Raw genomic sequence first — 24,878 nt, forward strand, 5'->3', positions numbered from 1 at the left:
TGTTTTGACCGACCTAGTTCAAACCGGTTCTTGAATTACACGACTAATATCCCGCGCCATCCGCGGGAAGCATAATAGGAATCCGCTCCGTTGTGATAGGTAAATACGGTATTATATCGGCGATCCCCAAATAGTGCCCCGCCAAGAGCACGGATGTCATCCGGTGCAACGATCCAGCTAGACGTTTTCAAATCGAATTCTCCGAGCGTTTGTAGGTAGCGATACTGTTCTTCATTCAGGAGTTGCACACCCGTCTCCTGTGCCATTTCGACTGCCGAGGTCTCCGGCGGAAACTTTTTGCGCCCTTCGCGAGCCTCTTGATCGTAGCAGCAACTGCGGCGGCCTTTCGGACTTTCTTTGACACAATCATAGAAGTGATAGCTGTCGGTCCGTGAATCATATCCGACAACATCCGGCTCGCCTCCCGTCCGTTCCATTTCATGAAGACTCCAGACAGCTTCCGGATTTTCTTGAAGCCTGACGGCAACTGCTTCCCACGTTATTCCTTCATGGCGCTGCATGTTCTTCTTAAAGCGATTCTCTAATGTTTCTAGTAACTCTTGCTTCTCTTCTTCCGTTACTTGTTTTGTGCTCATGTATGTCCCTCCTTACCTATTTTTCGAACATTCCATCTACTTTTCATTATATAACAAAAGCAGCCCTCCGCGGAGAGCTGCTTTGTTACTGCATAATGATTTCAGAAAATGTGTATGGTAAGGACTTCGTCGTTTCGTTCTGGAGAAAAATTTGAATGTCCTCCGTGGCGATGTCCTATGGAATAATCTCTGTACCATCTATCAAAAACGCCTGATAAGATTCTTGTCGTCGTTGGTAGGACTGGATTTGTGCACAAAAAGGTCGACATATCCAAGAAGGACCATGCCGACCATTTTTATACGACTTCATGAAAGTTGCTTCGTAGCATAAATACAAAAATAGCGATGACGATTCCGGCTGAAATGAGAAACAGGTAGGGAATTGGTAAAACTTCCGCCCAGATGCCTCCGATAAATAATCCAATCGGCAGCGCAAGTTTCATGAACATCGAAGACGTTCCCGCAACGCGACCGAGCAAATGGTTCGGTGTGGATTCCTGACGGATGGCAAGATAGATAATATTGGTCATGACGGTCGTACAGGTCCGGACAGCAAGCAATAGACCGAGCTGCCACCACGAGTCTGCGAAGAAGAACAAGACAAGCGCACATGCATCGATCAAATGAAGCGCAATGAAGATCGTCCCGCGGTTCCATTTTTTTCGGAGCGGCTTGATGAGTTGTGCACCTAGCAGTCCCCCGACAGCTCCGATCGAATACATGAGTCCAAGCTGCTCTTGAGACTCTCCCAATACATCAATGACGTAAAAGACCAACACCCCAATAATCAGACTGGTCGCCAAGTTGATGAACAAGATGGCGATTGTCGGGATGAGAAGTTGAGCATTGCCGAATAGTTCGCGAAGCCCCTCCTTGATATCTTGAGCAATGGATTGCGGTTTCGGTCGTTCCGGTGTGGCTGTGGCATCTAAAAAGGTGCTCATCACCCAGACACAAAACAACGACAATGTATAGACAAACAGGAGTTGTTCATACGCCACAAGAAGAAGCAATGCCCCGGCTATAGAAGGTCCAATAATGGTGATGAGTGTATTCACAAATGAAAATTTTGCTTGAATATCTGTCATCTGCTCACGGTGAAAGAGTTGCGGGATGATGGCATGACTCGCGTTGCCAACGGTATATCCCACCGTGGATATGAAAAATCCGAGTATGTATAAATGCCAGAGCTCTACGTCTCCAGAGAAAATAATAAAGGTCATGAGACAGGACAAGATGAATTTAATCAGTCCCCCATAGCGAATCATCACATTACGGTTGATGCGGTCGACAAACACACCGGCAAGCACTCCGAGTAGAACATTCGGAAGAAAGTCCATAATACGCATCGTACTCATCGCAAGCGCTGATTGAGACAATTCATAGATAATAAGAGGCAATACAAACGTGTAGACGACGGTTCCAAATGTCGAGAGAATGGTAATGAAGTAAAGAAGAAGGAAATTTCGGTTTGCAAATAATGTCATGAGGCACCCCCTGAACTAGTGTAAACTACTAGAAATAAAATATTTAGAGGATGTGTGGGAATTTTGGAAAAATTGAAGAAACAACTAGATGCGTATTTTCAGGGGTGGCACGAGGGATGTAAAAAACAGGACGGGGAAATCATTCGTTCATTTTTATCAAATGACTTTGTTGGGTACTGGCCCACTCTTCGATTCTTGAGCCAACTCCTAATTTCCATTCGTATGACTTACAGGACGTCGTCGAACAGATGGTTGGCAGCAAACGCCACTTCACGATACGGGATGACGCGCGTAAACGGTGTGATGTGCGTATAGCTTGGAGGTCATGTAGCAATAAAGCTTTCATAAACTACCTCCTTGTGAGTTTCTACTATAGGAAGAATACGCCTGTCGCTCAGCTCTTACAAGTAATCGAACTTCTTTCTTTACAACGTCCATAAAAAACCCCACTGCAGCATAGGGGGTCTTAAAGCTGCAGTGGGTGGGTGCCCTTATTTATAGAACGTCTTCATTTTCTCAAACATCTCCGCAGTCTCTTCTGCTGACTTGCGGATGATGAACATGCTACCTTTGAATTCTTTATTAATTGCTTCTTCTACCTCTGGGTGCTGATACAGTTCAACAATCTTCAAGTAGTTCTCATTGTCCGCTTCATCTGCACGAGATGCGATGATGTTGATATACGGTTCAATCGACTCAGATTCTGTATCTTCGTAAACGACGGCATCTTCAGCAGGCGTCAGACCTGCTTGCACGGCCACCCCATTGTTGATGAGGGCAATGGCCACGTCCGGAAGAACACGTGCCGTCTGTTGTGGTTCCATTGCGACAAATTCAAGCTCTAATGGGTTCGACGTGATTTTGTCTAAGTCCCCAGTGATGCCAAAATCGTCAGCCAGTTCAATCACACCTGCTTCTTGTAAAAGGTTTAGTGCGCGTGGAAGTGTGGATGCATCATTTGGAATCGCCACTTGATCACCTTTTTGCAGTTCATCTAGTGACTCGATTTTATCGGAATACACACCAAGCGGCGCAAATACTGTTGTACCGACAGGAGCTAGGTCTTCACCAGACTCTGCAACAAAGTTCGAGAAGAATGAAATTGTCTGGAAAGCGTTCAAATCAATATCTCCAGCTGCAAGTGCTTTATTTGGCATGATGTAATCCGTGAATTCCACCACTTCCAAATTAATACCTTCTTCTTTCGCAAGTTCCACAATAACTGGCCATTGCGGGCTGTCTGCACCATTTACCCCAATTTTAATCGTTTCTTCTGAACCATCGGCTGCTGAGTTACCATCGGCTGAGTTACATGCTGCAAGTGTTAGAGCAGCAGTTGCAGCAAGAGCTGCGAGTTTAAGTCGTTTCATGAATGTAGTCTCCTATCGTCTCATAATTTTTTTTGATAATGTATTGCCAAGCCATTGGGCGAGTTGCACAAGAATAATCAAGATAATTACTGTCACGACCATGACGCTCGTATCGAAGCGCTGATAACCGTATGTAATCGCAATATGACCGAGACCGCCACCACCGACATACCCAGCAACTGCTGAGAAATCGATTAAGCTGACTGTCACAAACGTCAGACCTAGAATCAGAGGTCCGAGCGCTTCCGGAATCAAAACGGTAAAGACGATTTGGAACGGGCTGGCTCCCATAGCTTTGGCTGCTTCAATTACACCAGGGTCAATGCTCATCAAGTTTTGTTCAACAATCCGTGCCACACTGAACGTTGCCATGATGGCCATTGGGAACACGGCAGCTCCAACCCCAATCGTTGTTCCCATCACGATTCGCGTTACAGGCATTAAGAAAACCAAGAACACGATGAACGGAATCGGTCGGATGACGTTTATCAGCAAGTTGAGAAGGCCATATAAAAAGCGGTTCTCTAAAATATTGCCCTGGCGGGAAACGAATAGTGCGAGTCCGACTAAAACGCCTAAAATCGAGCCTAGGATGAGGGTCAGGATGACCATCATAATCGTCTCGCCGGTCGCTTCTATGATGCGTTGGTAAAATGTACTCCACTCAACTTTCATGGATAATCACCTCCTTGATGTCGACGACTTGTTGAAGTTCTTGAATGGCATTCTTAATGTCTTCTACCTCCCCTTTAAAGGACACTACCAAATTGCCCAGTAGCTGATTTTGAATCTCGCGAACCGCTCCGTACACAACATTGAAATGCACATTGTGCTGTTGGGTGATCTTCGATAACAGCGGCTGACTCGTGGCACTTCCCGTAAAGGTGACTTGGTAGATATGCTGGTCACCAGCAGCGTGCCATTCTTTCAATAGACTTTGAGAGGGCAAGTCTTTATTCACCGATTGAATGAAACGCTTTGTTGTCGGGTGTGACGGGTTTGTGAAGACATCGAATACTTCGCCGTGCTCGATGACGTGCCCATTCTCCATAATGGCAACGCGGTTACAAATGGTGGAGATGACGTTCATCTCGTGTGTGATGAGGAGAACGGTGATGCCAAACTCTTGATTGACGCGCTTTAAAAGCTTCAAGATATCTTCCGTCGTTTCCGGATCAAGTGCTGAAGTGGCTTCGTCACAAATCAGAATCTCTGGGTTCGTCGCAAGAGCCCTAGCGATCCCAACACGCTGCTTCTGTCCTCCCGAAAGTTGCTCGGGGTAGTTATCTACTTTATCTGAGAGGCCAACGAATTCCAGCAACTCTTTGGTGCGCCGCGTGATTTCCGCTTTCGGCGTTCCCTCAAGCTTCAGCGGGTAGGCTACGTTTCCTGCGACAGTGCGGGAAGTGAACAAATTAAAGTTCTGGAAGATCATCCCGATACGTCGGCGTTGCAAGCGAAGTTGTTTGGCTTTAAGCGATGTGATGTCGGTGTCATTGATTTTGATAACACCACTTGTTGGCTTTTCAAGAAGGTTCACTAAGCGAAGAAGCGTACTCTTTCCGGCTCCGCTAAACCCGATGATGCCGAAGATGTCGCCTTTTTGGACATCGAGTGTGACATTCTGAACTGCGTGCACATCACGCTTTCCGACTTTGAATGTCTTGGATACGTTTTGGAATGTAATCATGGTGGACTTCCCTACTTTCTGACTAGAGTGCATAAAAAAAGACCTTCATCTCTTAAGAACATAAGAAATGAAAGCCATGAAAAAACGCCTCTCATTCTTATCTCTCAAGTGATGGACACTTGCAGGATTTGGCACTGACGCTTTTGCGCTTTGCCGAGACTTCACAGGGCCTGTCCCTCTGTCTCTCGTGATAAGAATTGGTGATATGTAGTTTTGAATTTAGTTCGTCTTGCTAACTGTTTCACAGTCTAAAGCATCAAAGTTTTCTCGTCAATAGTAATTTTACTAATTTTTTTAGTAGTCTGACTATGTAAGCGGTTGCTTTGTTGGTACGACGCGGATAGTTTTTTATTAGTTTTATTAAAAATTCTTTAAAAAGCATTATTTTGATTTCCTAGAAATGAACAAGCTATCCAATAAAAAAAGCTTCCTTTCTAAATACAGAAACGAGGCTCGTCTCATGTAAGCACGTTTGATTTGTATTTTGTAAGCAATTGCTGTGGGATATGGCAGTAATCATCCGGACAGCGAGCAAGACGGTCTTGGTGTTCTTCTGCACTTCGTACATAATTGGTAAGCGGCAGAACTTCTACAGCAATTCGGTCCTCATCTTCACGTTTCTTGATGAACGCCTTGGCCTGCTCTACATGTTTTGGGTCTATACTATACACCCCAGTTCGATACTTCTCCCCGACGTCTTCTCCTTGTTTGTTGATACTGTATGGATCGATGATTTCAAAAAGATAGCCCATCAACTCGTCGACAGATACCACATCTGGATGAAAAGTCGTTTTTACACATTCCGCATATCCGTCATATTCCCCGTCTAACGTTTGAGAAGTTCCATTTGCTCTTCCCGCTTCAGTCGAGACAATCCCTGGCAACGTCTTCACAAATGCCTGCACGCCCCATAGGCATCCCCCTGCTAAATAAATCGTCTGCATGCAAAATCTCCCCTTGTACTTAAAATTAAATAAAGACCGAAATCGATCGAAATCAATTCAGGTCTGTAGATGAAGTGTATTTAAAAAAATCCTTTTAAGTTCTGTTGAGTCTGATGTTGCTTATCTCAATAAAGTAGCAAATAAGATTCATCAGAACCAAAATTATACTTTTCCATCTCTAATTACAGCCTTAATCAAATTGGAAGTTAACCTTTGATTCGTATTAACTGCTTCTATAGCTCTCAAAGCAATTTGTTTATTGATTTTAAACTCTTCTAACGAAAGGCTCTTTTCTACTAAACGATATTCTTTTGAGTCTAAAGATAGTCTAGTCAAACATTTTCCCTCCAATTCAATAAAATGAATTTGCTTAATTTAAGTATACTTTATTATCTCATATTTTGTGCTTAAATGAACGTAAGTTGCAGCAGTATCTTCCACTTTCAAATTGGTATTTTTCTGACAAACCATCTAGAGTCTTTCCCCTCGAAGTCGAACTCGATAACGGAACATCCGTCAAAATGACTGCAAACGGAACGGTCCAAATAGCTACAAAAAATTAAATGGTTTTCAGGTTTCCTATGACTAAAAACCGATTTTCCCTGTGTTACGTAAGCTTTTACATTGACGTCACATTTCCTTTACATTCAGTTGATATCGTTGCCGTGTACCAAACAAAAGGAGGAAATGTGTATGAAAAAACAGCTTGTAACAGCCGCTTTGGTGGGAGGACTTGTCGTATCCGGGATCAGTGTCAATGTGACAATGGATCACGCAGAAGCACGGAATGATAACGCTCATAATGGGAAAGTCAAAAATGTAATTTATATGATTCCTGACGGCTACAGTGCCGCCTATGCAACGAACTACCGTTGGTTCAAAGGCGAAGACTCTTCTTTTGATCCGTATGTAAAAGGTCTAATCAAAACCTATTCAGCAGATACAGAAGTGACGGACTCAGCTGCTGCTGGGACGGCGATGGCAACAGGTGTAAAAACGAATAACGGGATGGTCGGTGTTACACCCGATGGCAAAGAAGTCGACTCTATCTTAGATGCGGCAGAAGCTGCGAAGAAATCTACAGGACTAGTTGCCACTTCTACAATCACACACGCGACGCCAGCTGTGTTCGGCGCAAGTGTCGCATCACGCGGCGATGAATCGTCGATTGCCCCGCAATATTTTGAGAACGATGTGGACGTGCTCCTCGGAGGAGGCCGTGACTACTTCGTTTCACTAGAAGAAGGTGGTAAACAACCTGCCGGAAACTTAGTGGAAGCTGCTCAGAATGATGGCTATGAGTATGTGACCTCTCGTGAAGAGTTACTAAAAGCGAAGAGTGGAAAACTACTCGGTTTATTTGCAGACGACGCAATGGCTCCTGAACTGGAGCGCGGTGAAACGCATCAGCCAAGTCTGGCCGAGATGACGGATGTCGCAATCCAAGCATTGAAAAAAGACAAAGACGGTTTCTTCTTAATGATAGAAGGCTCACAAATTGACTGGGCGGGTCATGCACATGATGCAGCTTGGGCGATGACAGACTCCCAAGCATTCGATGAAGCTGTTGCTGCTGCTCTTGAATTTGCGAAAAAAGATGGCAATACACTTGTCGTCGTTGCAGGGGATCATGAAACAGGCGGCATGTCCGTTGGTTCGAACAGTGTGTACGATGTAAAAACGGAAGTACTTCATGACGTTACAGCTACTGGTGACTTTATGGCTGCTCAGTTAAATGAAACGCGTAACAATGTGGAGGAAGTCGTAGAAGCGCACACAGGGTTTGATTTAACCGCTGAAGAAATTGAAGCCATTGCTTCTGCCGAAAATCCTGCACGTGCTATCAACACAGTTGTCAGCGACCGCGCGTTGATCGGCTGGACAACAGGTGCACACACCGGGACGGATCTTCCAATCTACGCATATGGCCCTCAATCTGACTTGTTCACAGGTCTTTTGGACAACACAGATATTCCAAAACATATGGCGAAAGCAATGAAAATAAAGTTCGGCAATTAAGTTTCGTACCTAGAGCAGCCTCACTTTTGTGGGGTTGTTTTTGTTTTAGTAGACAAACCAGATTTTGTGTTGTATACTAGGTTTAATAAGTTCATGAAGTACAACACATTTAATTCACCTATTACAAAAAGTATCTGTGTATTATTTCCGTACTTTTTGTAATACGTGAATTTTTTTATTGCAGAAAAATGATCTTATTAATAATTTATAATGGAGGTCATTTATATGACACAAGGTACAGTAAAATGGTTTAACGCAGAAAAAGGTTTCGGATTCATCGAAGTTGAAGGCGGAGCAGACGTATTCGCTCACTTCTCAGCAATCCAAGGTGAAGGATTCAAATCTTTAGACGAAGGTCAAAAAGTTGAATTCAACATCGAAGAAGGTCAACGCGGACCACAAGCTACAAACATCGTAAAACTTTAATTTTATGATTCGAAAAGCATCCCTCTGGGGTGCTTTTTTTGTTGTGTCAGGGTGGGGTGGGGGCTGGGTGGATGTTTAGTTTTAGACAAATGGTTTCCATAATACGAGGAATGTTCTAATGACTTAAATTAATGTACGAATCACTGAAATTAATGTACGAATCAGCCAATTTAATGTACGAATCAGCCAATTTAATGTACGAATCACGAACAGAAATACCAGAATCTCGACGATTACTCTTTAAACCATCACCATCATTCCGCGAATCCACCTCCCTCTTCCCCATTCCACAAAAAACATCTTCTTTTTCAGCGATTTCTGCTACACTAGGACTATTCAAATTTGATCCTGGAACACCCACCATGAAAGGAAGAACCCAATGATCCGACAAGCCACCCCGTCTGACTTAGAAGCTATCTTAACTATTTACAACGATGCCATTGTCAACACCACTGCCGTCTATTCCTACCACGCGCAAACACTCGAGGACCGCAAAGTCTGGTTTGTTCAAAAACAAACCGACGGGTATCCTGTCATTGTCTATGAAGTCGAAGGAAATGTCGCGGGCTTTGCCACATTTGGTCCTTTCCGGGCGTGGCCAGCATATAAATATTCGATTGAACACTCGGTGTATGTCAGCTCCGACTTCCGGAAGCGAGGCATTGGTCGTGCGCTTCTTCAAGAGCTGATTCGTCTAGCGAGAGCGGACGAATACAAAACTCTTGTGGCCGGCATCGATGCGACCAATGAACAGAGCATCCTGCTCCACAAAAATCTAGGCTTCACCCATTCAGGTACAATCCGAAACGCCGGATATAAGTTCGAACGCTGGCTCGACCTCGCTTTTTATCAACTTGATTTAGAAGGGCCGAAGAATCCGGAAGAAGGATGACGAAATACTTGAACAACTAATAGGAAAACATACTATGAGTTTAGCTACCTACATCGGCCGCAATCATCCATTACGGAGGGCCGAAGAAGTGCCTGAACAGGGCGGGCAACACAGCCAAACGGGTCTGGTACAACCCACAAACGGCGCGCACAAAAAAGCCATGAACCTATCTGTTCATGGCCTCACCAATCATCGCTGTTCTGTGGAAGCTTATAAAACTTTATATCAAGAAGCCCATCTCGATACGCACTTCTTTATTCTGCACATCTGTATTGGTATAAGACATTGTGTTGAACCCAATAAGCTCAAATCCGTTCTTCAAGTAAAATTGAATGGCCGGGTAATTGGACGTCTGGGTCTCGAGCGTGAGTGCGCGTGCCCCCAGTTCGTGCGCTCTTTCTTTAGCCCGTTCAATCAGTCGAGAACCCAGTCCCTGCTTACTGTACGCAGCATCTACATACAAATCATGAATCAACAGCGTCTTATTCCATTCCATGTACTGAATAGTAAGAATCGCCGCTTCTTTCCCGTCTATTTCTGCAACGTATACTTCTGAACCTTCTTTGTAGGATTCAAAAATCTCTTCTACTAGATGCTTCACAAAAGGCTCTTCTCGGACAGCTTCTGTTAACGACATCGTCCATCAGCTAGCTTCTTTCTTCACTTTCACATCATAGTACCGGTCGGTCGAATATGTGTAGAGCACTTTTTTTCCTGCTGGATAGTCTTCTAGATGAATCTGACGAATTATCATGTGTTCTTATCCCCTTACATTTCTTTTGGCGCGGTCATCCCTAAAAGACGCAGCCCTTCACTTAACACAATCTGTACCGCCTTGACCACATCCAGGCGCGCATGTTTGTGAGTGGCGTCATCCAGAATGCGGACAGACCCGTAATATTTATTAAACGCGCGTGACAACTCTAGTAGATACTTCGCAATTTGGGACGGATCATAGCTTTCGTACGCCCGTCTGATTGCTTCCGGAAACTCCCCTAAGAGCTTGATGGTCGCCCACGCTTCCGCGTCCACAAATGACTGACTGGATTGCCCTTCTGCGTACGCTCCTTTTTTCAATAACGTCGAAGCTCGTGCATGCGAGTATTGCACGTAAGGTCCCGTCTCCCCTTCGACTTTCAGCATGTCTTCAAGCGAAAATTCAATATCATTCATACGGAAGTTTTTTAAATCATGGAACAAGACAGCCCCTACGCCCACTTGGCGTGCCACTACTTCCGAATCGCGAAGGGTCGGGTTCTTCTCGGCAATATTTTTCTCAGCTAGCGCGATGGCGTCGTTCAAGACGTCTTCAAGCAGCACGACTTTTCCTTTTCGTGTCGACATCTTCTTGCCGTTTTGAAGCATCATACCAAACGGTACATGGGTCATCCCTTCGTGCCATGTGTAGCCCATCTTTTCAATCACCCGGAAAACTTGCTTAAAGTGAAGCGTCTGCTCATTCCCAACCACATACAGTGACTTAACAAAAGCGTACGTCTTCTGACGGTAAAGGGCGGCCGCAAGATCCCGCGTCGCATACAGGGTGGTTCCGTCCTTCTTCTTGATCAGGCAAGGCGGCACATCGTCTCCCACCTGCACGACCTGTGCACCCTCCGACGCCTCTAGCAGATTCTTTTCTTCCAATAGCTGAACGACACGGTCCATCTTGTCGTTGTAAAAGGCTTCCCCGTTTGTGGAATCAAAGCGAATCGACATCAATTCATAAATCTTTGAAAACTCCTGCAGAGACTCTTCTCGGAACCATGTCCACAAGCTGCGCGCTTCCGCGTTTCCTTCTTCAAGTTTCTTAAACCAAAGGCGTGCTTCATCATTGAGCGACTCGTCCTGCTCGGCCTCTTCATGGAACCGCACATAAAGTTTCAACAACTCCTGAATCGGACGCTGTTTCACATCTTGTTCCTTGCCCCACAACCGGTAGGCCACCATGAGTTTGCCGAACTGCGTGCCCCAGTCTCCTAAGTGATTAATCCGGACAGCGGTGTAACCGCACTTTTCCATAATGTAAGCGAGCGAATTGCCGATAACCGTTGACCGTAGATGTCCCATCGAAAACGGCTTGGCAATGTTTGGGGATGAGAAGTCGATGGTGACGGCTTCTTGGTTCCCGATGGCCAAATCACCATAATGAGCTTGCTTCGTCAGGACCTCTTTCAAAATGTGTGCTGCAACGAGTTCCTTATTGAAAAATACATTGACGTAGCCACTCACTGCTTCCGCACGGTCGATGAGAGGTACATCCACTAGCTTACTCACAATGTTCTCCGCAATCGTCTGCGGTGACTGGCGATACACTTTCGCTAGTTCAAAGCATGGCAATGCCAAGTCACCCATTTCTGCGTATTTTGGCGGACTGATGCGCGCAAGCACGTCCTCCATACTCCAGTGTTCTTTCACTTGCTCCTGTATGGCTATCGCCACAATCTCTTTGATTTCCATCTGCTTTCCCTCCATAGAAAAAACCCCCGCCTCTTTTCGTTATGAAAAGAGACGGGAGTTTGAATTCACCCGCGGTACCACTCTACTTGTCTGTTCGACCCCTCTGGTTGGTAACGAGGAGCTTCCCCGGCGTTCCCTACTCGTCTTCAGGAACGCATCTACAAAGTGCGTTTCATCTCGTGTGTTCGACCCGGCTTCCACCACTTCCGGATTCGCTTGCTCCCCGCACTAGATTACTCTCTTTGTCGTCGACGTTGTTTTGTATTTCTGTTTAGTATAGCCAATTGATTGGAAAATACAAGCTCTTTTTTGAGATTCCGGAAGTGGTCTGAAAGAAAATCCAATAAAATGCTCTATTTTCACGTATAATGAATCATATTGACATATGTACGGAACTGAATGTGGAAACGATTCTAACCTATGACGAAAAACTTAAAAATGAGGGATTCTATGACAACAAACAAATTTACAGACTTTCCAATCAGCGATGACATCCGCCGCGCCTTAACCATTTTGAAATACGACACACCGACCGAAGTTCAACAAAAAGTTCTACCACTTGCTTATGAAAGCCTAGACCTGGTCGTGAAATCTCAGACCGGAAGCGGAAAGACAGCAGCATTCGGTATTCCCATTGCGGACCAGCTGGAGTGGGAAGAGAAAAAGCCGCAAGTGTTGATTTTGACGCCGACACGCGAGCTAGCTGTACAGGTTCGTGAAGACATCACAAACATCGGCCGCTTCAAGCGTGTGAAAGCTGTGGCATTATACGGGAAAGAGCCGTTTTCGAAACAACGTGAAGAATTAAAACAGAAGACACATGTGGTCGTTGGAACACCAGGTCGCGTTTTGGATCACATCGAACGTGGCACGCTCGACTTAGAGAAAATCACGCACTTAATTATCGACGAGGCAGATGAAATGCTGAACCGAGGCTTTATCGAGCAAGTCGAAGACATCATTCGTGAAGTACCGGACAACCGCGTCACGATGGTGTTCTCCGCTACGCTTCCGAAAGATATTGAGAGCTTATGCCACGCGTACATGAAAGACCCAACGTATATTGAAATTGAGTCGACTGGTGTGACGGCAAGTACGATTGAGCACGCCTTGATTGAAGTGAAAGAAGAAGACAAGATTGCGCTTCTTAAAGATATTACGGTTATCGAGAATCCGAATAGCTGCTTGATTTTCTGCCGCACGAAAGAAAATGTAGATAGCGTCTATAGTGAACTCGAAGAAGCTGGGTATCCGGTTGAGAAGCTTCACGGAGGCATCGTCCAAGAAGACCGCTTTTCTGTCATGGAAGGCTTTAAACTTGGAAACTTCCGTTACCTTGTCGCAACAGATGTTGCTGCGCGCGGAATTGATATCGACAACGTCAACTTGGTCATCAACTATGACGTGCCGATGGAAAAAGAAAGCTATGTTCACCGTACGGGTCGTACAGGTCGTGCTGGAGCTGCAGGAAAAGCAATCATGTTTGCGACGCCGTATGAAACGAAATTCGTGCGCTCGATTGAACGCTATATCGGCTTCGAGTTACCGAAAACGGAAGCTCCTGACCCAGGTGACGTGGCACGTGCCCGTCGTGACTTTGACGAGAAGCTCGCAAGCCGCCGTGTGGTTCGTAACAACAAAACAGCCCGCATCAACCAAGACATCATGAAGCTCCATTTCAGTGGCGGGAAAAAGAAAAAGATTCGCGCTGTTGACCTGGTCGGTACGATTGCTAACATTCCAGGAGTATCTGCAGAAGATATTGGCATCATTACGGTTCAAGATCAAATGTCCTATGTCGACATCCTGAATGGCAAAGGTTCCCTTGTGCTGCAAGCGATGGAGAACACGACGGTTAAAGGGAAGAAATTAAAAGTGAGTAAAGCGCTGAAATAAGAGTCTGTCCCCTTCACGGTAAGTGAGGGGGATTTTTATAAAGGAAAAGGAATGGAGGCGATTTTTTGAGAACCATTACGTTGTCCAACGGAAAAACAGTAGAAGTCGAGTGCTTGAGCTGTGCCTTAACGAGCGGTTTAATAGAACCAGATGGTGGTATCGTAGTGGAGACAGAGCACTTTCATGCACATCAAGATGTGGCCTATCCAATCAAAGGCTTGATCATCTTAGCCTCCAAACGACATGTCACCTGCCTAGATGAATTAACGGAAATGGAAAAACTAGATTACATACATGTTCTCTCCAAAATTCGAAAAGCACAAAGAGATGTCTTAGGTATTGAACATGTGTACTATTTCTATAATGAAGACACCACTCACCACTTCCATACGTGGATGGTCCCCCGATATGACTGGATGTATGTATTTGGGCGATCCATTGAGTCGGTGCGTCCGGTACTTCTTCACGCCCGAAAGGAAATGAATGATGCGAAGAATTTGGAAGACGTGATGGGGGCTCTCTCACTCTTAACTGACGAGTTGAATACGTAGGGGATAGAATTTTTCTAGAGAAAGGAAGTGGATATGAATATGCAGGATGTTCTTGTAAATAAAATCTCTACAATTGAACGGTGCGTGAAGCGCATCCATCAAGAATATAATCATACTCCCGAAAACCTAATAGACCTTACGAAGCAAGATAGTATTGTTATGAACATCCAACGTGCATATGAAGCCACCATCGATTTATCTGTGCATATGATTAGCGAACGAAAACTGGGTTTTCCAAAGTTGCGCATGGATGCATTCAGTTTGTTGTACGAAGATGGGATTATCGATGCAAAATTGGCTACGTCGTTGCTCCGTATAGGAGAGTTTCTCAGCACAGCCTTAAAGAAAGATACAGTCGAAGAAATCGATATTTTGGAGTCGATCCTAACTGATGATATTGATGCCTTTTTAAAATTCACTCTCCTTATCAACTACCGATTCGCTTCATCATTTAGCTACTGATGCTCTTCCTATCCCCTTAGCAAAACGAAAGAATTTTTGTAGAAACAAAAGAATTTTACCGTTTTTTAGCAAATTTTACAAAGAACGATAATCACGGTGATAGAAAGGTTGCGACATAGTGGAAACCAAGCAAGCATTTTTAGACGATTTTAATGCTCATTTGTAGGAACAATATAAGGCGACTTCGTATGCGGTATGGATGGCCGAGACGACTGGAGACGAAGAATGGGCGAACAAATTCGCCGAAGAAGAAACGAAATTCAAACTCTTGCTTTCTTCAAAAGAAAAGTATGACAAAGGGCAACAGTTTTTAGCTGCAGGAGAAGGAAGTGAATTGGAGAAGCGTCAGCTGGAGCTCTTGGTGAATGAAATGAAAAGCAATCAACTTCCGGAAGAGGTTATTGCGGACCTGGCCAAACGCGGTGCAGATCTCAACTGCAGCGCCACATCGAGACCAAGATTTCACCTGATTTCTTTACCCCGGAAGCTGGCGACATGCACATCAACGATTTCTTCAAACCCGCCGCTCTTTACGACTGGAATGAGAAGATTGAGCGCATCACGGGTGAGAAGCTGAATCCGAAGCACTTTGTGGAGATGTATTGTACAAAATAAATAAGATAGCGTGGCCTTTTAAAGGCTGCGCTATTTTTCTATATGATTTAAAACTTTTCATCGCTTTTTGACACACAACCAGTTTAAATTCGTCTAATAAGCAAAGACATGCATCGGAGGAACTTATATGCCGAATGAGCGAGAGACGCTCTCAGAATGGTTTTATCTTTACAGCCAAGACGTATTCAATTTTTTAGTGTACTATTCCGGTACTCTCGATGTAGAGGATCTGGTTCAGGAAGTGTTCATCAAAGCTGCGAAAGGATTAGACTCTTATCAGAGCCAGGCGTCTCCGAAAACGTGGCTTTTTAGCATCGCACGTAATCTAGCGATTGATAAGGGACGAAGGAAAGAAACGAAAATGAGCCGGTCGAATCAGCCTTTTGAAGAGAGTACATCGAACCGGAAAACGGGTGAGTCTCCAGAACAAATACTCATCGGACATGAAGAGAAACAGGAACTCTATCGTGTCATCAACCAGCAAAAGAAAAAGTACCGGGACGTTTTAATTTTGCGAGGCATTCAAGGATTGACTGTCAGTGAAACGGCACAAATATTAGGGTGGAAAGAAACCGCTGTCCGGACCAACTATCACCGAGCTATCAAGGCACTGCAAAATGAACCGAACTGGAGGGAATCGTATGAAGGATAATCAAAAACAGGCTGAGGAACAATTGCATGACTTCCCTTCTTTCCGCATGAGTGAGTCAACGCAAGATCATCTTCATCAACAACTAATGAATTCTCTTAAAGATGCTGAGATGCAATCAAAGCGAAATCGAATGCTCATGAACAAAGTAAGAATCGGACTTCTCACAGCTGCCGCCCTTCTTATTTTCAGCATCCTATCGGTGAACCTTCTAAACACCAATTTCAATTCTGGCAATGAAGAGAACCCCGTCCCGATTGACCAGGAAGTGGAGCCGGAAGATGACTCGGAAGTTGATTCGGAAATAGTGCCGCAGCCTGACGATAGTGCGAACGAAAACTTATTTAATCCAGTCCAGCTCGAACAACAAGCAAACGAAATTCTCCAAGCTATCCATAACCGAGATATGGATGTACTCGCAAGTCACGTGCATCCAGAGGAAAGCTTACTGATGTCCCCTTACTATTCCGTCATGGACCACACTGTACGGTTTGAAAAGGACGACATCGCGGCACTAATGGAAGATACCACCGAGTATTTATGGGGCTATGGCGAAGCAAATACCGAAATTCGCCTGACACCAAGCGCCTATTGGGAGAATCACTTACAAGTCGAACGATTTTTCACACCGGATGAAGTTTTCGTAGACCAACAAAATGAACAAGTGGAGACTGGCAACTACCTTCAAACCGTCTTTCCCGACGCCAAAATCGTCGAGTATTATCATGCAGGTACCGAGCAGTACAGTAATTTAGACTGGAGAAGTCTAAGCCTGGTCTTCGAACAAGCCGCGAACAATGAATGGAAACTTGTAGCGATCATTAACAATCTTTTCACGCCTTAACTTATAAAGTTCACATAAAACAAGCCACCAAACTAGGAATTCGACTAGTTCGCTGGCTTGTTTATGCTTTGCATGGGATAAGAATAGAAGCTAATCTTCATACGAGAAGTTGTAATTTCTATATAATATCCAAAGGCATTTTTCGAGTCGGGTAAGGAAATACCTCATCAAGTCTATTTAAATCCTCTTTTGTTAATTCGATCATAGCAGCTTTCGCATTTGCTCGTACATGTTCTTCTTGAACTGCTTTTGGAATAGCTAGACAATCGTTCGAACGGATTGTCCAAGCGAGGACGATTTGTAAGGGTTGTACAGCGTATTTTTCGGCAATCTCTTTAATGGTTGGATCCGTTAACAATTGTTGTCTTAATGATCCTCCTTGGGCGAGCGGGCTATAAGCCATGATAGGCATGTGATGTTCTCGCTGCCATGGGAAGAGATCATAATCGATACCCCTTGAACCAAGATGATATAACACTTGATTCGTCATACAATCTTTTCCGTTCGTGGTGTTCCATAACTCTTTCATATCATCGGTATCAAAATTGGAGACTCCCCACCTTGCTATTTTTCCTTCCTTGCGAAGCTTTTCCATTCCTTCAATGGTTTCTGCTAATGGCACACGTCCTCGCCAGTGTAAAAGGTACAAGTCAAGATGATCGGTTCCCAACCTTTTAAGACTGTCTTCACACGCTTTGGCAATCTTATCTAATCCTGCATGATGAGGATACACCTTTGATACTAAAAAGACGTCATCTCTACGTCCTTTAATCGCTTCACCTACTAAGCGTTCAGAATCGCCATCCCCATACATTTCCGCGGTATCGATTACTTTCATTCCTAATTCAATTCCGAGTTGTAACGCTTTGATTTCCTTTTCTCTCATTTGAGGATTTTCTCCCATGTACCAAGTTCCTTGTCCTATTCTTGGCAGACAAGTTCCATCAGGCAATGTAACTACACGACTTTCAAGGGAATTTTTTATGTTTGTTACTAGATTTTCGTTCGACCTGTTGCTTGGTAGGGTGGTAACCTTCGGTTCAACATTCATTTAGGCATTATACTAAGTGAGCTCCACCAGCAACAAGAACAGCCGTCCCAGTAGTAAACCCATTTTTTGCAAGGTATACATAGGTTTCAGCTAGGTCTTCCGGCTGTGCAATCCGTCCAACAGGAAGCTCTTGTGCAATCCCATTGAACAGGGCTTGCCTCTGATCCTCTGACATTCCGGCATAGATTGGCGTGTCTACAATTCCAGGTGAAACCACGTTGACTCTAATAGGGGCCAGGTCTATGGAAAGTCCACGAACCAATCCTTCAATGGCTGAATTGATTGCCGCTAACGTAGTAGCGCCTTGAGGAGGACGAACGCCATATACACCAGAGGTTAGGGTGATTGAGCTCTCATTGTTTAAATAGGGAAGTGCTGAATGGACAGTAATATATTGCCCCCAGAACTTACTATCAAACGCCTCTTTCGCACTTGCCACAGGCAGTTCACTAAAGTGCCCCATTGTACCTTCACCTGCTGTTACGACAAGGTGGTCAAGTTTTCCAACCTCACTGAAAAATTCTGCTACTTTTTCTTCGCTACGAAAATCGATTTCAATGGCTTCTACATTGCCACCAAGAACTTGTTTTGCTTCATTTAATTTGGAAACAGAACGGCTGGCAATAATCACTTGCGCAGATTGATCTAGAAACGCTTGAGCAGTTGCTAAACCAATACCAGAAGTACCCCCTAAGACAACGACTCGTTTACCATTTAATGACATAGCAAAACCCTTCTTTCTCTAAACCTTTTTTGTATTACTCATTCATTATGAAATTTATTCGAAAACGAAACTATTCAGTAGTTATTATTTAGCCAATAATTTTAAGGATTCACGATTAAAGGCAGGAATATCATCCGGTACACGGCTTGTTACAATATTATTGCTTATCACTACTTCTTGATCTTTGTAGTTAGCACCTGCATTTTTGAGATCATTCCTTATTGATTTGAAACCTGTTATATCGACGCCTTTTAATAGATCTGTATCAATTAATACTTGTGGGCCATGGCAAATGGCAAAAACAGGTTTCCCTTCTTGTATAAATACTTTTGCGAATTCACCAAAACGGTCATCTTCCCGTAAGACGACCTCTTCATTCTACTGCTTGTTTTCTTCACTGTGAAGAGTGCACTTTTTTGTAACGAGGTTACCCACAGGTTACAATGGATTCAAATAAGAGAACTGATGGAAGATGGAATCGTTCATCGCGAGGTGTATCCAGAAGTTCCACCGAAAGTGGAATATTCCATGACAGAATTGGGGTGGACTCTGCTCCCTATCGTTGAAATGATGTATGAATGGGGAAAACATCGGATAGCAGAAATCATAAAAGAAATGGATAGTTCGGAATTGACCAATAAAGCATAAGCTTACATTTTTCAGTGTTGCTTTTCAAAACCTTTTCGATAAGATGCGCCTTCACTTAACTGGAAGGTGCATCTTTTTTGCCCTTTTGGGTCATTTATGGCTCTCTATATGTTTTGTATATTTTAATCTTAAAATGCTCACAATGTGTATGGATATAGATTTGTTACGTTTGACTAGACATGTTTTTTCTCAATAAAAGGGGTGGACTGTCCATGGTATGGAAAAAAAAACAAAATGGCAGTAATTTTGATGATCAATCATTAGCTGAATCCGAATTATCGATGGAAGCTCTGAAAAAAATCCTCGTTCAAATGGATGATGCCGAATTTGTGGAAATTGACATTTCCTATCTTCGAAAAATTCACCTTGTTTACATACGAACTGTCATTGACCAAGAAAAATTAAATGAAAGCATTATTAAACCTTTAACTCATTGTTCCAAACCCTCTATACAAGATTGCCTTATGAATTCCAAAATTATTCCCATTCCCAATTTTATAGAGGCAAAAAAGCAACTGCTTTTAGGGTCTGTCTTGTTGTTCGATTCTTCTCTAAACCTTTGGTTAGCTGTGCCATTAAGAAATCCAATCGGGCGTTCTATTGAAACATCTGATACAGAAACCATCCTTTTCGGAGCAAAGGACAGTTTCAGTGAACAAATCGAACAAAATATTACGCTTATTCGAAGACGTCTCCCGCAACATGAGTTGAAAACAGAGAAGTTCACAATCGGTCATTTGAGTGAAACAACTATAGTTTTAATGTACATAGAGGGGTTGACGAATCCAGAATATATTTCAACCGTCAAAGAGAAGATTTCAGAAATTAATTTTGATCTCTTCTTTGACTCCTCTCAAGTTGCGACATTCCTGGAGGAAAATCAACACAGTATTTTCCCTCAGTTTCAGCAAACTGACCGGCCTGATGTCGTTGCGTATTCTCTGGGAATAGGAAAAATCACTATTCTGGTAGACAATACACCATTTGTTCTCGTTGCCCCCGTTACCTTTTTTCATTTGTTCCAATCACCCGAGGACTATATTAATCGATGGGTAGTTGCCAGTTTTTTGCGCATCATCCGCTATGTCAGTTTTTTTATGTCTATCGTATTAATCCCTTTTTACGTGGCTTTAACATCACACCACTATCAAATGATTCCTTTACAAACACTTTGGGTCTTGTTCGACTCAAGGAGCAAGCTGCCTTTCACTCCTTTTTGGGAAGCATTTCTCTTATTAATTGTTATAGAAATCATAAGAGAAGCAAGTTTAAGGATGCCTACAAAAACCGGTCAAACACTTGGGGTTATTGGGGGTATTGTAATTGGCCAAGCGGCTGTTGAGGCTGGGTTCGCTAGCAAGGTATTAATTGTTCTGGTCGGGATCTCGACGATAGCTTCCTTTCTTGTTCCCAACTACCTTATGACAAAAGCAAATTCTTTAATTCAATTGATCCTGCTTGTGCTTTCTTCTTTACTTGGGTTAATTGGGATTGTACTTGGACTCATTGCTATTTTAGCCCATCTCAATAGCTTATCTTCACTCAAGCAACCCTATTTTTCACCCGTTACCCCTTTCTATAGAAGAGATTGGGTTGACTTATTCATTCGAGGGCCATTAGTCAAAATGATGGAGCGTCCAGAACATCTTAAACCTCTGAAAATGAAGAGATATAAAGCTAGGAGATGATTTGATGGAAACCCTCCAATTATTTAAAAAGAATGAAACGTATAATGCGTTCTATGCCATGTTATTGGTAAATCGCCTCCAAATGCTTTACTTTTTTTTAATCATGCCAAGTATCTTAATCTATCCTTATATGATTTGGGTACTTCTTGCTGTCGGATTATTATCCCAACTAAATCTTTTTCTTCTTTCTAAATGGTTTTCTACCCGTTTTTCTCAGAATGGATATAACGGATTTGTAAATTTATTCGGGAAAAAACTAATACGTTTTCTCTCTATCATCGGATTGTTCGTTATTCTGCTTAAAATTTCCGTGATTACTATTGGCTACAGTGAAATTGTTGAAATATATTTGTTTCCTTCTACAGATTCAAATTGGCTTATTTTCTTTATTCTGTTGTTTTGTTGCTATGTCGCAGGGAAAGGCATGGAAAAGACCATTCGTTTTGTCGTGATTTCATTTTTGTGTACATTTTGGATGATCTTCTTCTTTGTTCTTTTCTTCCTTCCTCCCATGGCGAATATCACTGATTTGTATCCTGTTATTCCAATGGGCTGGGATGAAATAAATTGGAAACCCCTATTGCTAATTTTATCTTCTTTTTCAGGACCAGAATTTCTCGTATTCTTGGGTCCATGGTTTAAAACCAGTACTAAAACTTTTCGTTATTTGTCTTATGGAAATGCTATAACCGTTGTTGAGTATGTAGGCTTATTTTTAGCATCTCTATTTTATTTCGGGTCCACTTATGTAAGTAAAAGTCAATTCCCAGTTATTAACATGACTCGTTATTTTCAAAATCCAATATTCGAACGTATTGATATGATCATGCTTTCCTTAGAATTATTTAACCTCGTTTTTGCCGTTTCTCTATTTCTACTATTATTTTATGGAGCATCTAAGATAGCGTTTGCTAAAGTCAACAAGCCGTCCAGTAGAAAAGGTTTTTTATTCAGTGTAGCCCTTATTTTTATTGGAATGATCCTTATGAATGAATTCTTTTGGAAGCCTCGAGATAAACAGCATTATTTATTTAACCTTCAACTTATAGCTGGAAGCATAAGTTATTTTCTTGTTCCACTGGTTCTTGTTTTAGTGATGAAAAAAAAGGGAGGGACTAAACATGCATCTACATAAAAAGAAATTGAAAAGATGGATCCTTCTTTTTATGGCTTTATGGTTATCCGGTTGTTCCCCTTTTACCGAAAATAACCTCATTGAGGAAATTTCGCCCATTACCTTTTTGTCAGTTAGTAAGGGGGAGACAGGGAAATTAAAAGTCAGTACAATTTTGCCTCCTCTAAGTCAAGAAAATAAACGTGTCATGTCGCAAGAAATCAGCTTATTAAAAGAGGGTGTACAAAAGTACAACTTAAACTTTTACCAGGAAATTAAATCCGGACAAATGCGAATGGTGGTCATCAGTGAAGAACTTGCAAGAGAAGGGATTATGTCTGTTATCAATGTATTATTGACTGATCCGGATGTCTCCTTACGAATCTATTTAATTATCGTAAAAGGAAATTTTGATGAGTACTTAGCAAGTCAATTGAACACTGACAAAAACTTTGATTACTCATTTTACCGCATGTTGAAGCCTTATGAGGATAGAAACCAAGGAGAATTAACTATTGTTAATCTTCATGAATTTAAAAATTTTCTATATACTCCTTATTCCGATCCTTTCATGCCCGTATTTATCATACAAGAGGATGGGGTCAACTATGAAGGTACGGCCTTGTTTCAAGATGACAAGCTAGTTGAAACGATTTCATCTTTCGATGATCGTATCTTCCAGCTGATAAACAACAATCACTTCTTAGAAGTTTTACCTATTCCAGAATTTGAAATTGTACTGGGGCATGTTAGAGCTAAAACAATTGTAGATATCGATAGCAGCTATTCAACATTGACTTATACCCTGACTGTTGACACAAGAATTGAAGAGTACCGCGGAGAAAAACAATTATTTGACCCAAAGGAATTAGAAAGTATGAAAAAAGATCTCGAAACCCATCTTGAAACTCACACACATGAACTCATTAAAAAGATGCAAGAGTTGAAAGTGGATCCATTACAACTTGGCATAGAAACAAAAAGGCCATTCTCAAAACCAATGGAAGAACAAAAATGGGAGGAACTTTTCGAGAAGATGGACATTCAAGTTAAATATATTCTTAATATTGAACCTTTAATGGATGCCAATTCATAATTGCAAGATCTTGATTTTTGAGGTATCTGCGCACTCAACTATTCTGGCGTTGTGTAAAAATGGCACCTAAATTAGTTAACAGACCTGTTGAATTCTGGCCGCTAATATATAGCCAGATGAACGTCAAAATGGATGTAGTAAAAGAAAACCCAATGCTAAAATTCTTAAGAATCTCGAAACCCTCCTTATTTTGGAACGTATAGATACTATAACTAATTCAAAGCGACAGAAAGAAAGAATCAGGCCGTCGTTGTTCAAAATATAGGGGGGCGAGAAAAATGCTAAAATCTCTACAGAAGGTGATATGTATCACATCACAGCAGACAATGGGGTATCTTTGGAATTCAAGAAAATTGGAGAAAGAATTGTCGTGGATGAAGAAGGTGAAGAGTACTTTACAAAGAATTACTCCAAGTAGAGAAGAATAAAGTAGCCAGATAAGTCGCTTCTCAACGACTCATCTGGCTCTTCTTATGTCATAGTTACAGCTGATAAATAGAGGCCTAGAGAAGCTTCGACTTCCTTCACCACTAGCTGTATAAATGCATGATACTCGTGTGTCGTATGAGCTTGATCAAGGGCACTGTAATACGCGAGACGATTCTCTACACGAATAATGACGGGTGGATAGCCCGATTTCATCAATTCTAAATTGAGGAGAAGGTGTGATGTACGCCCGTTTCCGTCAATAAACGGATGAATGCCTACAAATAGAGCGTGGAGCATGGCACCCCTCTCAACAGGATGCAATTGTTGTGCTTCTTCTTTGTACCACTGCATGAGCTTCTCCATCTGTTCGGGAATATGGACAGGCGATGGCGGAGTATGAACAGCTCCCGAAATAAATACTTGTTGATTTCGGTATACTCCAGCGTAGGCATCATCGATTCCTTTCAAAACCAGTCGATGCAGATTCTTGATTTGCCATTCGGATAGAGATTCCTGCGTTTGCACAATCTCTTCTACATACTGAATGGCTTTTTGATGGTTAATAATTTCTAAATGTTCTCGTAAGGTCTTTCCACCGACAGTAATTCCTTCAAGGACCACTTTCGTTTCTTGTAATGTCAGTGTATTTCCTTCAATCGCATTGGAATTGTAGGTCCATTCTAGAAATAGCTTCTCACGTAAACTCTGAACTGTGTATTTCGGGAGAGGCCGTTTGCTATCAAGCTGTTGTTTCTTTTCATTGATTTGTTCAAACATGTTCCTCATCCCTTCCGTTCACTCATTTATTTCAGTATATCCTATTCCAGTTCAATTCAAAAATTCTATTCCTGCAACTTCTTAGCCTGCCTTTAAAAATCTCTGCGGCCCGTTTGGGTCTCCTACCCGGTCCGTTCCAACCGTTTACCCGGTCCATTCGGAGAGTATGACACGTTCAATGTCGGCTTAGGGTCCGTTCGGTCGTCCAGCGGGGTCCGTTCAACGAGTTCAACAGGTCCGATTTTGCCTTGCACCCGGTCCGTTCCATTCGAATCCTCGTTTTTCATCCTACATTAAGTGCCATCTAACACTCAAAGCCACAATAAATCCCGACACCTCACATCGAGGCAGCGGGACCCTTCTACTCTTCTTCCGTCATGACTTCGACGAGAATGCCCGTTGACAACACAATCACGACAAACAGTGCAATCAAACCTAAAACCATTTCACTCA

General features: G+C 42.8%; 26 protein-coding genes, 2 pseudogenes and 1 riboswitch. Of the genes and pseudogenes, 13 read left to right on the forward strand and 15 right to left on the reverse strand.

The window, feature by feature from the left end; all coding sequences use genetic code 11:
- Positions 1-35 precede the first annotated feature (35 nt).
- The 8 genes from ACFO0S_RS11220 to ACFO0S_RS11255 form a co-directional block, all read right to left on the reverse strand.
- Positions 36-596 (reverse strand): DUF4256 domain-containing protein, encoded by a 561-nt coding sequence (locus ACFO0S_RS11220; protein WP_378142155.1) that lies wholly within the window; start codon positions 594-596, stop codon positions 36-38.
- A gap of 296 nt (positions 597-892) precedes the next feature.
- The gene (locus tag ACFO0S_RS11225; RefSeq protein WP_378142157.1) at positions 893-2,083 is read right to left on the reverse strand and encodes an MFS transporter; all 1,191 of its coding nucleotides are present in this window, start codon (positions 2,081-2,083) and stop codon (positions 893-895) included.
- Positions 2,084-2,222: 139 nt separating this feature from the next.
- Positions 2,223-2,429, reverse strand: coding sequence for a hypothetical protein (locus ACFO0S_RS11230; protein WP_378142158.1), 207 nt, complete (start codon positions 2,427-2,429; stop codon positions 2,223-2,225).
- Between the two features lie 145 nt (positions 2,430-2,574).
- The gene (locus ACFO0S_RS11235) at positions 2,575-3,453 is read right to left on the reverse strand and encodes a MetQ/NlpA family ABC transporter substrate-binding protein (protein WP_378142160.1); all 879 of its coding nucleotides are present in this window, start codon (positions 3,451-3,453) and stop codon (positions 2,575-2,577) included.
- Positions 3,454-3,465: 12 nt separating this feature from the next.
- Positions 3,466-4,128, reverse strand: coding sequence for a methionine ABC transporter permease (locus tag ACFO0S_RS11240; RefSeq protein ID WP_342527255.1), 663 nt, complete (start codon positions 4,126-4,128; stop codon positions 3,466-3,468).
- Positions 4,118-5,143, reverse strand: coding sequence for a methionine ABC transporter ATP-binding protein (locus ACFO0S_RS11245; protein WP_342527256.1), 1,026 nt, complete (start codon positions 5,141-5,143; stop codon positions 4,118-4,120). Before ACFO0S_RS11245 ends, ACFO0S_RS11240 begins: the two co-directional genes overlap by 11 nt.
- Positions 5,144-5,237: 94 nt before the next feature.
- A riboswitch (SAM riboswitch) is annotated at positions 5,238-5,340 on the reverse strand.
- A 261-nt stretch (positions 5,341-5,601) separates the two neighbouring features.
- Entirely contained in the window at positions 5,602-6,087 is a 486-nt protein-coding gene (locus ACFO0S_RS11250; RefSeq protein ID WP_342527257.1) for a peptide-methionine (S)-S-oxide reductase, read from the reverse strand.
- Positions 6,088-6,249: 162 nt separating this feature from the next.
- Positions 6,250-6,423 carry a hypothetical protein gene (locus ACFO0S_RS11255; protein WP_342527258.1) on the reverse strand — a complete coding sequence of 58 codons (174 nt, stop codon included), beginning with the start codon at positions 6,421-6,423 and terminating at the stop codon, positions 6,250-6,252.
- A 357-nt stretch (positions 6,424-6,780) separates the two neighbouring features.
- On the opposite strand from ACFO0S_RS11255, the gene ACFO0S_RS11260 reads away from it, so the two are divergent.
- The 3 genes from ACFO0S_RS11260 (at position 6,781) to ACFO0S_RS11270 (ending at position 9,424) form a co-directional block, all read left to right on the forward strand.
- Complete coding sequence (locus ACFO0S_RS11260) at positions 6,781-8,106, forward strand: alkaline phosphatase (protein WP_342527259.1); 1,326 nt, start codon at positions 6,781-6,783, stop codon at positions 8,104-8,106.
- A 225-nt stretch (positions 8,107-8,331) separates the two neighbouring features.
- Entirely contained in the window at positions 8,332-8,532 is a 201-nt protein-coding gene (locus ACFO0S_RS11265) for a cold-shock protein (protein WP_204589995.1), read from the forward strand.
- Positions 8,533-8,911: 379 nt separating this feature from the next.
- Positions 8,912-9,424: a GNAT family N-acetyltransferase gene (locus ACFO0S_RS11270; RefSeq protein WP_378142162.1), complete on the forward strand. Its 513-nt coding sequence runs from the start codon at positions 8,912-8,914 to the stop codon at positions 9,422-9,424.
- A 220-nt stretch (positions 9,425-9,644) separates the two neighbouring features.
- On the opposite strand, the gene ACFO0S_RS11275 is transcribed toward ACFO0S_RS11270, so the two are convergent.
- Positions 9,645-10,061, reverse strand: a complete 417-nt coding sequence (locus ACFO0S_RS11275) for a GNAT family N-acetyltransferase (protein WP_378142163.1) — start codon at positions 10,059-10,061, stop codon at positions 9,645-9,647.
- A 131-nt stretch (positions 10,062-10,192) separates the two neighbouring features.
- Positions 10,193-11,881 carry an arginine--tRNA ligase gene (gene argS / locus ACFO0S_RS11280; RefSeq protein WP_378142165.1) on the reverse strand — a complete coding sequence of 563 codons (1,689 nt, stop codon included), beginning with the start codon at positions 11,879-11,881 and terminating at the stop codon, positions 10,193-10,195.
- Between the two features lie 450 nt (positions 11,882-12,331).
- Here argS and ACFO0S_RS11285 point away from each other — a divergent pair, with 450 nt between their 5' ends.
- The 6 genes from ACFO0S_RS11285 (at position 12,332) to ACFO0S_RS11310 (ending at position 16,898) form a co-directional block, all read left to right on the forward strand.
- Complete coding sequence (locus ACFO0S_RS11285) at positions 12,332-13,777, forward strand: DEAD/DEAH box helicase (protein WP_378142166.1); 1,446 nt, start codon at positions 12,332-12,334, stop codon at positions 13,775-13,777.
- 65 nt (positions 13,778-13,842) lie between these two features.
- Complete coding sequence (locus tag ACFO0S_RS11290) at positions 13,843-14,328, forward strand: HIT family protein (protein ID WP_378142167.1); 486 nt, start codon at positions 13,843-13,845, stop codon at positions 14,326-14,328.
- Between the two features lie 33 nt (positions 14,329-14,361).
- The gene (gene hepT / locus ACFO0S_RS11295) at positions 14,362-14,790 is read left to right on the forward strand and encodes a type VII toxin-antitoxin system HepT family RNase toxin (RefSeq protein ID WP_378142168.1); all 429 of its coding nucleotides are present in this window, start codon (positions 14,362-14,364) and stop codon (positions 14,788-14,790) included.
- 199 nt (positions 14,791-14,989) lie between these two features.
- Positions 14,990-15,367, forward strand: a complete 378-nt coding sequence (locus ACFO0S_RS11300; protein ID WP_378142170.1) for a hypothetical protein — start codon at positions 14,990-14,992, stop codon at positions 15,365-15,367.
- A 165-nt stretch (positions 15,368-15,532) separates the two neighbouring features.
- Complete coding sequence (locus ACFO0S_RS11305) at positions 15,533-16,057, forward strand: RNA polymerase sigma factor (RefSeq protein ID WP_378142171.1); 525 nt, start codon at positions 15,533-15,535, stop codon at positions 16,055-16,057.
- Positions 16,047-16,898 (forward strand): hypothetical protein, encoded by an 852-nt coding sequence (locus ACFO0S_RS11310; protein ID WP_378142172.1) that lies wholly within the window; start codon positions 16,047-16,049, stop codon positions 16,896-16,898. The genes ACFO0S_RS11305 and ACFO0S_RS11310 overlap by 11 nt, the downstream gene beginning before the upstream one ends.
- Before the next feature lie 118 nt (positions 16,899-17,016).
- Here ACFO0S_RS11310 and ACFO0S_RS11315 read toward each other — a convergent pair whose 3' ends face one another.
- From ACFO0S_RS11315 to ACFO0S_RS11325, 3 genes and pseudogenes are all read right to left on the reverse strand, one after another.
- Positions 17,017-17,949 carry an aldo/keto reductase gene (locus tag ACFO0S_RS11315; RefSeq protein ID WP_378142174.1) on the reverse strand — a complete coding sequence of 311 codons (933 nt, stop codon included), beginning with the start codon at positions 17,947-17,949 and terminating at the stop codon, positions 17,017-17,019.
- Positions 17,950-17,956: 7 nt separating this feature from the next.
- The gene (locus tag ACFO0S_RS11320; RefSeq protein WP_378142176.1) at positions 17,957-18,673 is read right to left on the reverse strand and encodes an SDR family oxidoreductase; all 717 of its coding nucleotides are present in this window, start codon (positions 18,671-18,673) and stop codon (positions 17,957-17,959) included.
- Positions 18,674-18,757: 84 nt separating this feature from the next.
- Positions 18,758-19,039 (reverse strand): annotated as a pseudogene (locus tag ACFO0S_RS11325) (DJ-1/PfpI family protein); the annotation flags it as partial.
- A 57-nt stretch (positions 19,040-19,096) separates the two neighbouring features.
- Here ACFO0S_RS11325 and ACFO0S_RS11330 point away from each other — a divergent pair.
- The 4 genes and pseudogenes from ACFO0S_RS11330 to ACFO0S_RS11345 form a co-directional block, all read left to right on the forward strand.
- Positions 19,097-19,321, forward strand: a pseudogene (locus ACFO0S_RS11330) (winged helix-turn-helix transcriptional regulator); the annotation flags it as partial.
- Between the two features lie 212 nt (positions 19,322-19,533).
- Entirely contained in the window at positions 19,534-21,009 is a 1,476-nt protein-coding gene (locus tag ACFO0S_RS11335) for a spore germination protein (RefSeq protein ID WP_378142177.1), read from the forward strand.
- A gap of 4 nt (positions 21,010-21,013) precedes the next feature.
- Positions 21,014-22,144 carry a GerAB/ArcD/ProY family transporter gene (locus ACFO0S_RS11340; protein WP_378142179.1) on the forward strand — a complete coding sequence of 377 codons (1,131 nt, stop codon included), beginning with the start codon at positions 21,014-21,016 and terminating at the stop codon, positions 22,142-22,144.
- A complete protein-coding gene (locus ACFO0S_RS11345) occupies positions 22,131-23,219 on the forward strand; it encodes a Ger(x)C family spore germination protein (protein WP_378142181.1) in 1,089 nt (362 codons plus the stop codon). The genes ACFO0S_RS11340 and ACFO0S_RS11345 overlap by 14 nt, the downstream gene beginning before the upstream one ends.
- A gap of 471 nt (positions 23,220-23,690) precedes the next feature.
- Here ACFO0S_RS11345 and ACFO0S_RS11350 read toward each other — a convergent pair whose 3' ends face one another.
- Both ACFO0S_RS11350 and ACFO0S_RS11355 read right to left on the reverse strand, forming a co-directional pair.
- Complete coding sequence (locus ACFO0S_RS11350; protein ID WP_378142182.1) at positions 23,691-24,425, reverse strand: Fic family protein; 735 nt, start codon at positions 24,423-24,425, stop codon at positions 23,691-23,693.
- Between the two features lie 122 nt (positions 24,426-24,547).
- On the reverse strand, positions 24,548-24,712 hold the full coding sequence (locus tag ACFO0S_RS11355; RefSeq protein ID WP_378142184.1) for a hypothetical protein: 165 nt from the start codon (positions 24,710-24,712) through the stop codon (positions 24,548-24,550).
- Positions 24,713-24,878: the final 166 nt, after the last annotated feature.

It is taken from the genome of Chryseomicrobium palamuruense (assembly GCF_042649045.1).
Classification (GTDB): Bacteria; Bacillota; Bacilli; order Bacillales_A; family Planococcaceae; genus Chryseomicrobium; species Chryseomicrobium palamuruense.

Bases quoted from the DNA above. Each gene is read 5' to 3' on its own strand.
- ACFO0S_RS11230 (WP_378142158.1), bottom strand. From the start codon at position 2,429: ATGAAAGCTTTATTGCTACATGACCTCCAAGCTATACGCACATCACAC.
- ACFO0S_RS11350 (WP_378142182.1), bottom strand. From the start codon at position 24,425: ATGTTTGAACAAATCAATGAAAAGAAACAACAGCTTGATAGCAAACGG.
- ACFO0S_RS11250 (WP_342527257.1), bottom strand. From the start codon at position 6,087: ATGCAGACGATTTATTTAGCAGGGGGATGCCTATGGGGCGTGCAGGCA.
- ACFO0S_RS11245 (WP_342527256.1), bottom strand. From the start codon at position 5,143: ATGATTACATTCCAAAACGTATCCAAGACATTCAAAGTCGGAAAGCGT.
- ACFO0S_RS11340 (WP_378142179.1), top strand. From the start codon at position 21,014: ATGGAAACCCTCCAATTATTTAAAAAGAATGAAACGTATAATGCGTTC.
- hepT (WP_378142168.1), top strand. From the start codon at position 14,362: ATGAATATGCAGGATGTTCTTGTAAATAAAATCTCTACAATTGAACGG.
- ACFO0S_RS11355 (WP_378142184.1), bottom strand. From the start codon at position 24,712: ATGAAAAACGAGGATTCGAATGGAACGGACCGGGTGCAAGGCAAAATC.
- argS (WP_378142165.1), bottom strand. From the start codon at position 11,881: ATGGAAATCAAAGAGATTGTGGCGATAGCCATACAGGAGCAAGTGAAA.
- ACFO0S_RS11225 (WP_378142157.1), bottom strand. From the start codon at position 2,083: ATGACATTATTTGCAAACCGAAATTTCCTTCTTCTTTACTTCATTACC.
- ACFO0S_RS11260 (WP_342527259.1), top strand. From the start codon at position 6,781: ATGAAAAAACAGCTTGTAACAGCCGCTTTGGTGGGAGGACTTGTCGTA.
- ACFO0S_RS11305 (WP_378142171.1), top strand. From the start codon at position 15,533: ATGCCGAATGAGCGAGAGACGCTCTCAGAATGGTTTTATCTTTACAGC.
- ACFO0S_RS11285 (WP_378142166.1), top strand. From the start codon at position 12,332: ATGACAACAAACAAATTTACAGACTTTCCAATCAGCGATGACATCCGC.
- ACFO0S_RS11240 (WP_342527255.1), bottom strand. From the start codon at position 4,128: ATGAAAGTTGAGTGGAGTACATTTTACCAACGCATCATAGAAGCGACC.
- ACFO0S_RS11320 (WP_378142176.1), bottom strand. From the start codon at position 18,673: ATGTCATTAAATGGTAAACGAGTCGTTGTCTTAGGGGGTACTTCTGGT.
- ACFO0S_RS11345 (WP_378142181.1), top strand. From the start codon at position 22,131: ATGCATCTACATAAAAAGAAATTGAAAAGATGGATCCTTCTTTTTATG.
- ACFO0S_RS11235 (WP_378142160.1), bottom strand. From the start codon at position 3,453: ATGAAACGACTTAAACTCGCAGCTCTTGCTGCAACTGCTGCTCTAACA.
- ACFO0S_RS11315 (WP_378142174.1), bottom strand. From the start codon at position 17,949: ATGAATGTTGAACCGAAGGTTACCACCCTACCAAGCAACAGGTCGAAC.
- ACFO0S_RS11265 (WP_204589995.1), top strand. From the start codon at position 8,332: ATGACACAAGGTACAGTAAAATGGTTTAACGCAGAAAAAGGTTTCGGA.
- ACFO0S_RS11335 (WP_378142177.1), top strand. From the start codon at position 19,534: ATGGTATGGAAAAAAAAACAAAATGGCAGTAATTTTGATGATCAATCA.
- ACFO0S_RS11310 (WP_378142172.1), top strand. From the start codon at position 16,047: ATGAAGGATAATCAAAAACAGGCTGAGGAACAATTGCATGACTTCCCT.
- ACFO0S_RS11270 (WP_378142162.1), top strand. From the start codon at position 8,912: ATGATCCGACAAGCCACCCCGTCTGACTTAGAAGCTATCTTAACTATT.
- ACFO0S_RS11220 (WP_378142155.1), bottom strand. From the start codon at position 596: ATGAGCACAAAACAAGTAACGGAAGAAGAGAAGCAAGAGTTACTAGAA.
- ACFO0S_RS11275 (WP_378142163.1), bottom strand. From the start codon at position 10,061: ATGTCGTTAACAGAAGCTGTCCGAGAAGAGCCTTTTGTGAAGCATCTA.
- ACFO0S_RS11300 (WP_378142170.1), top strand. From the start codon at position 14,990: ATGGCCGAGACGACTGGAGACGAAGAATGGGCGAACAAATTCGCCGAA.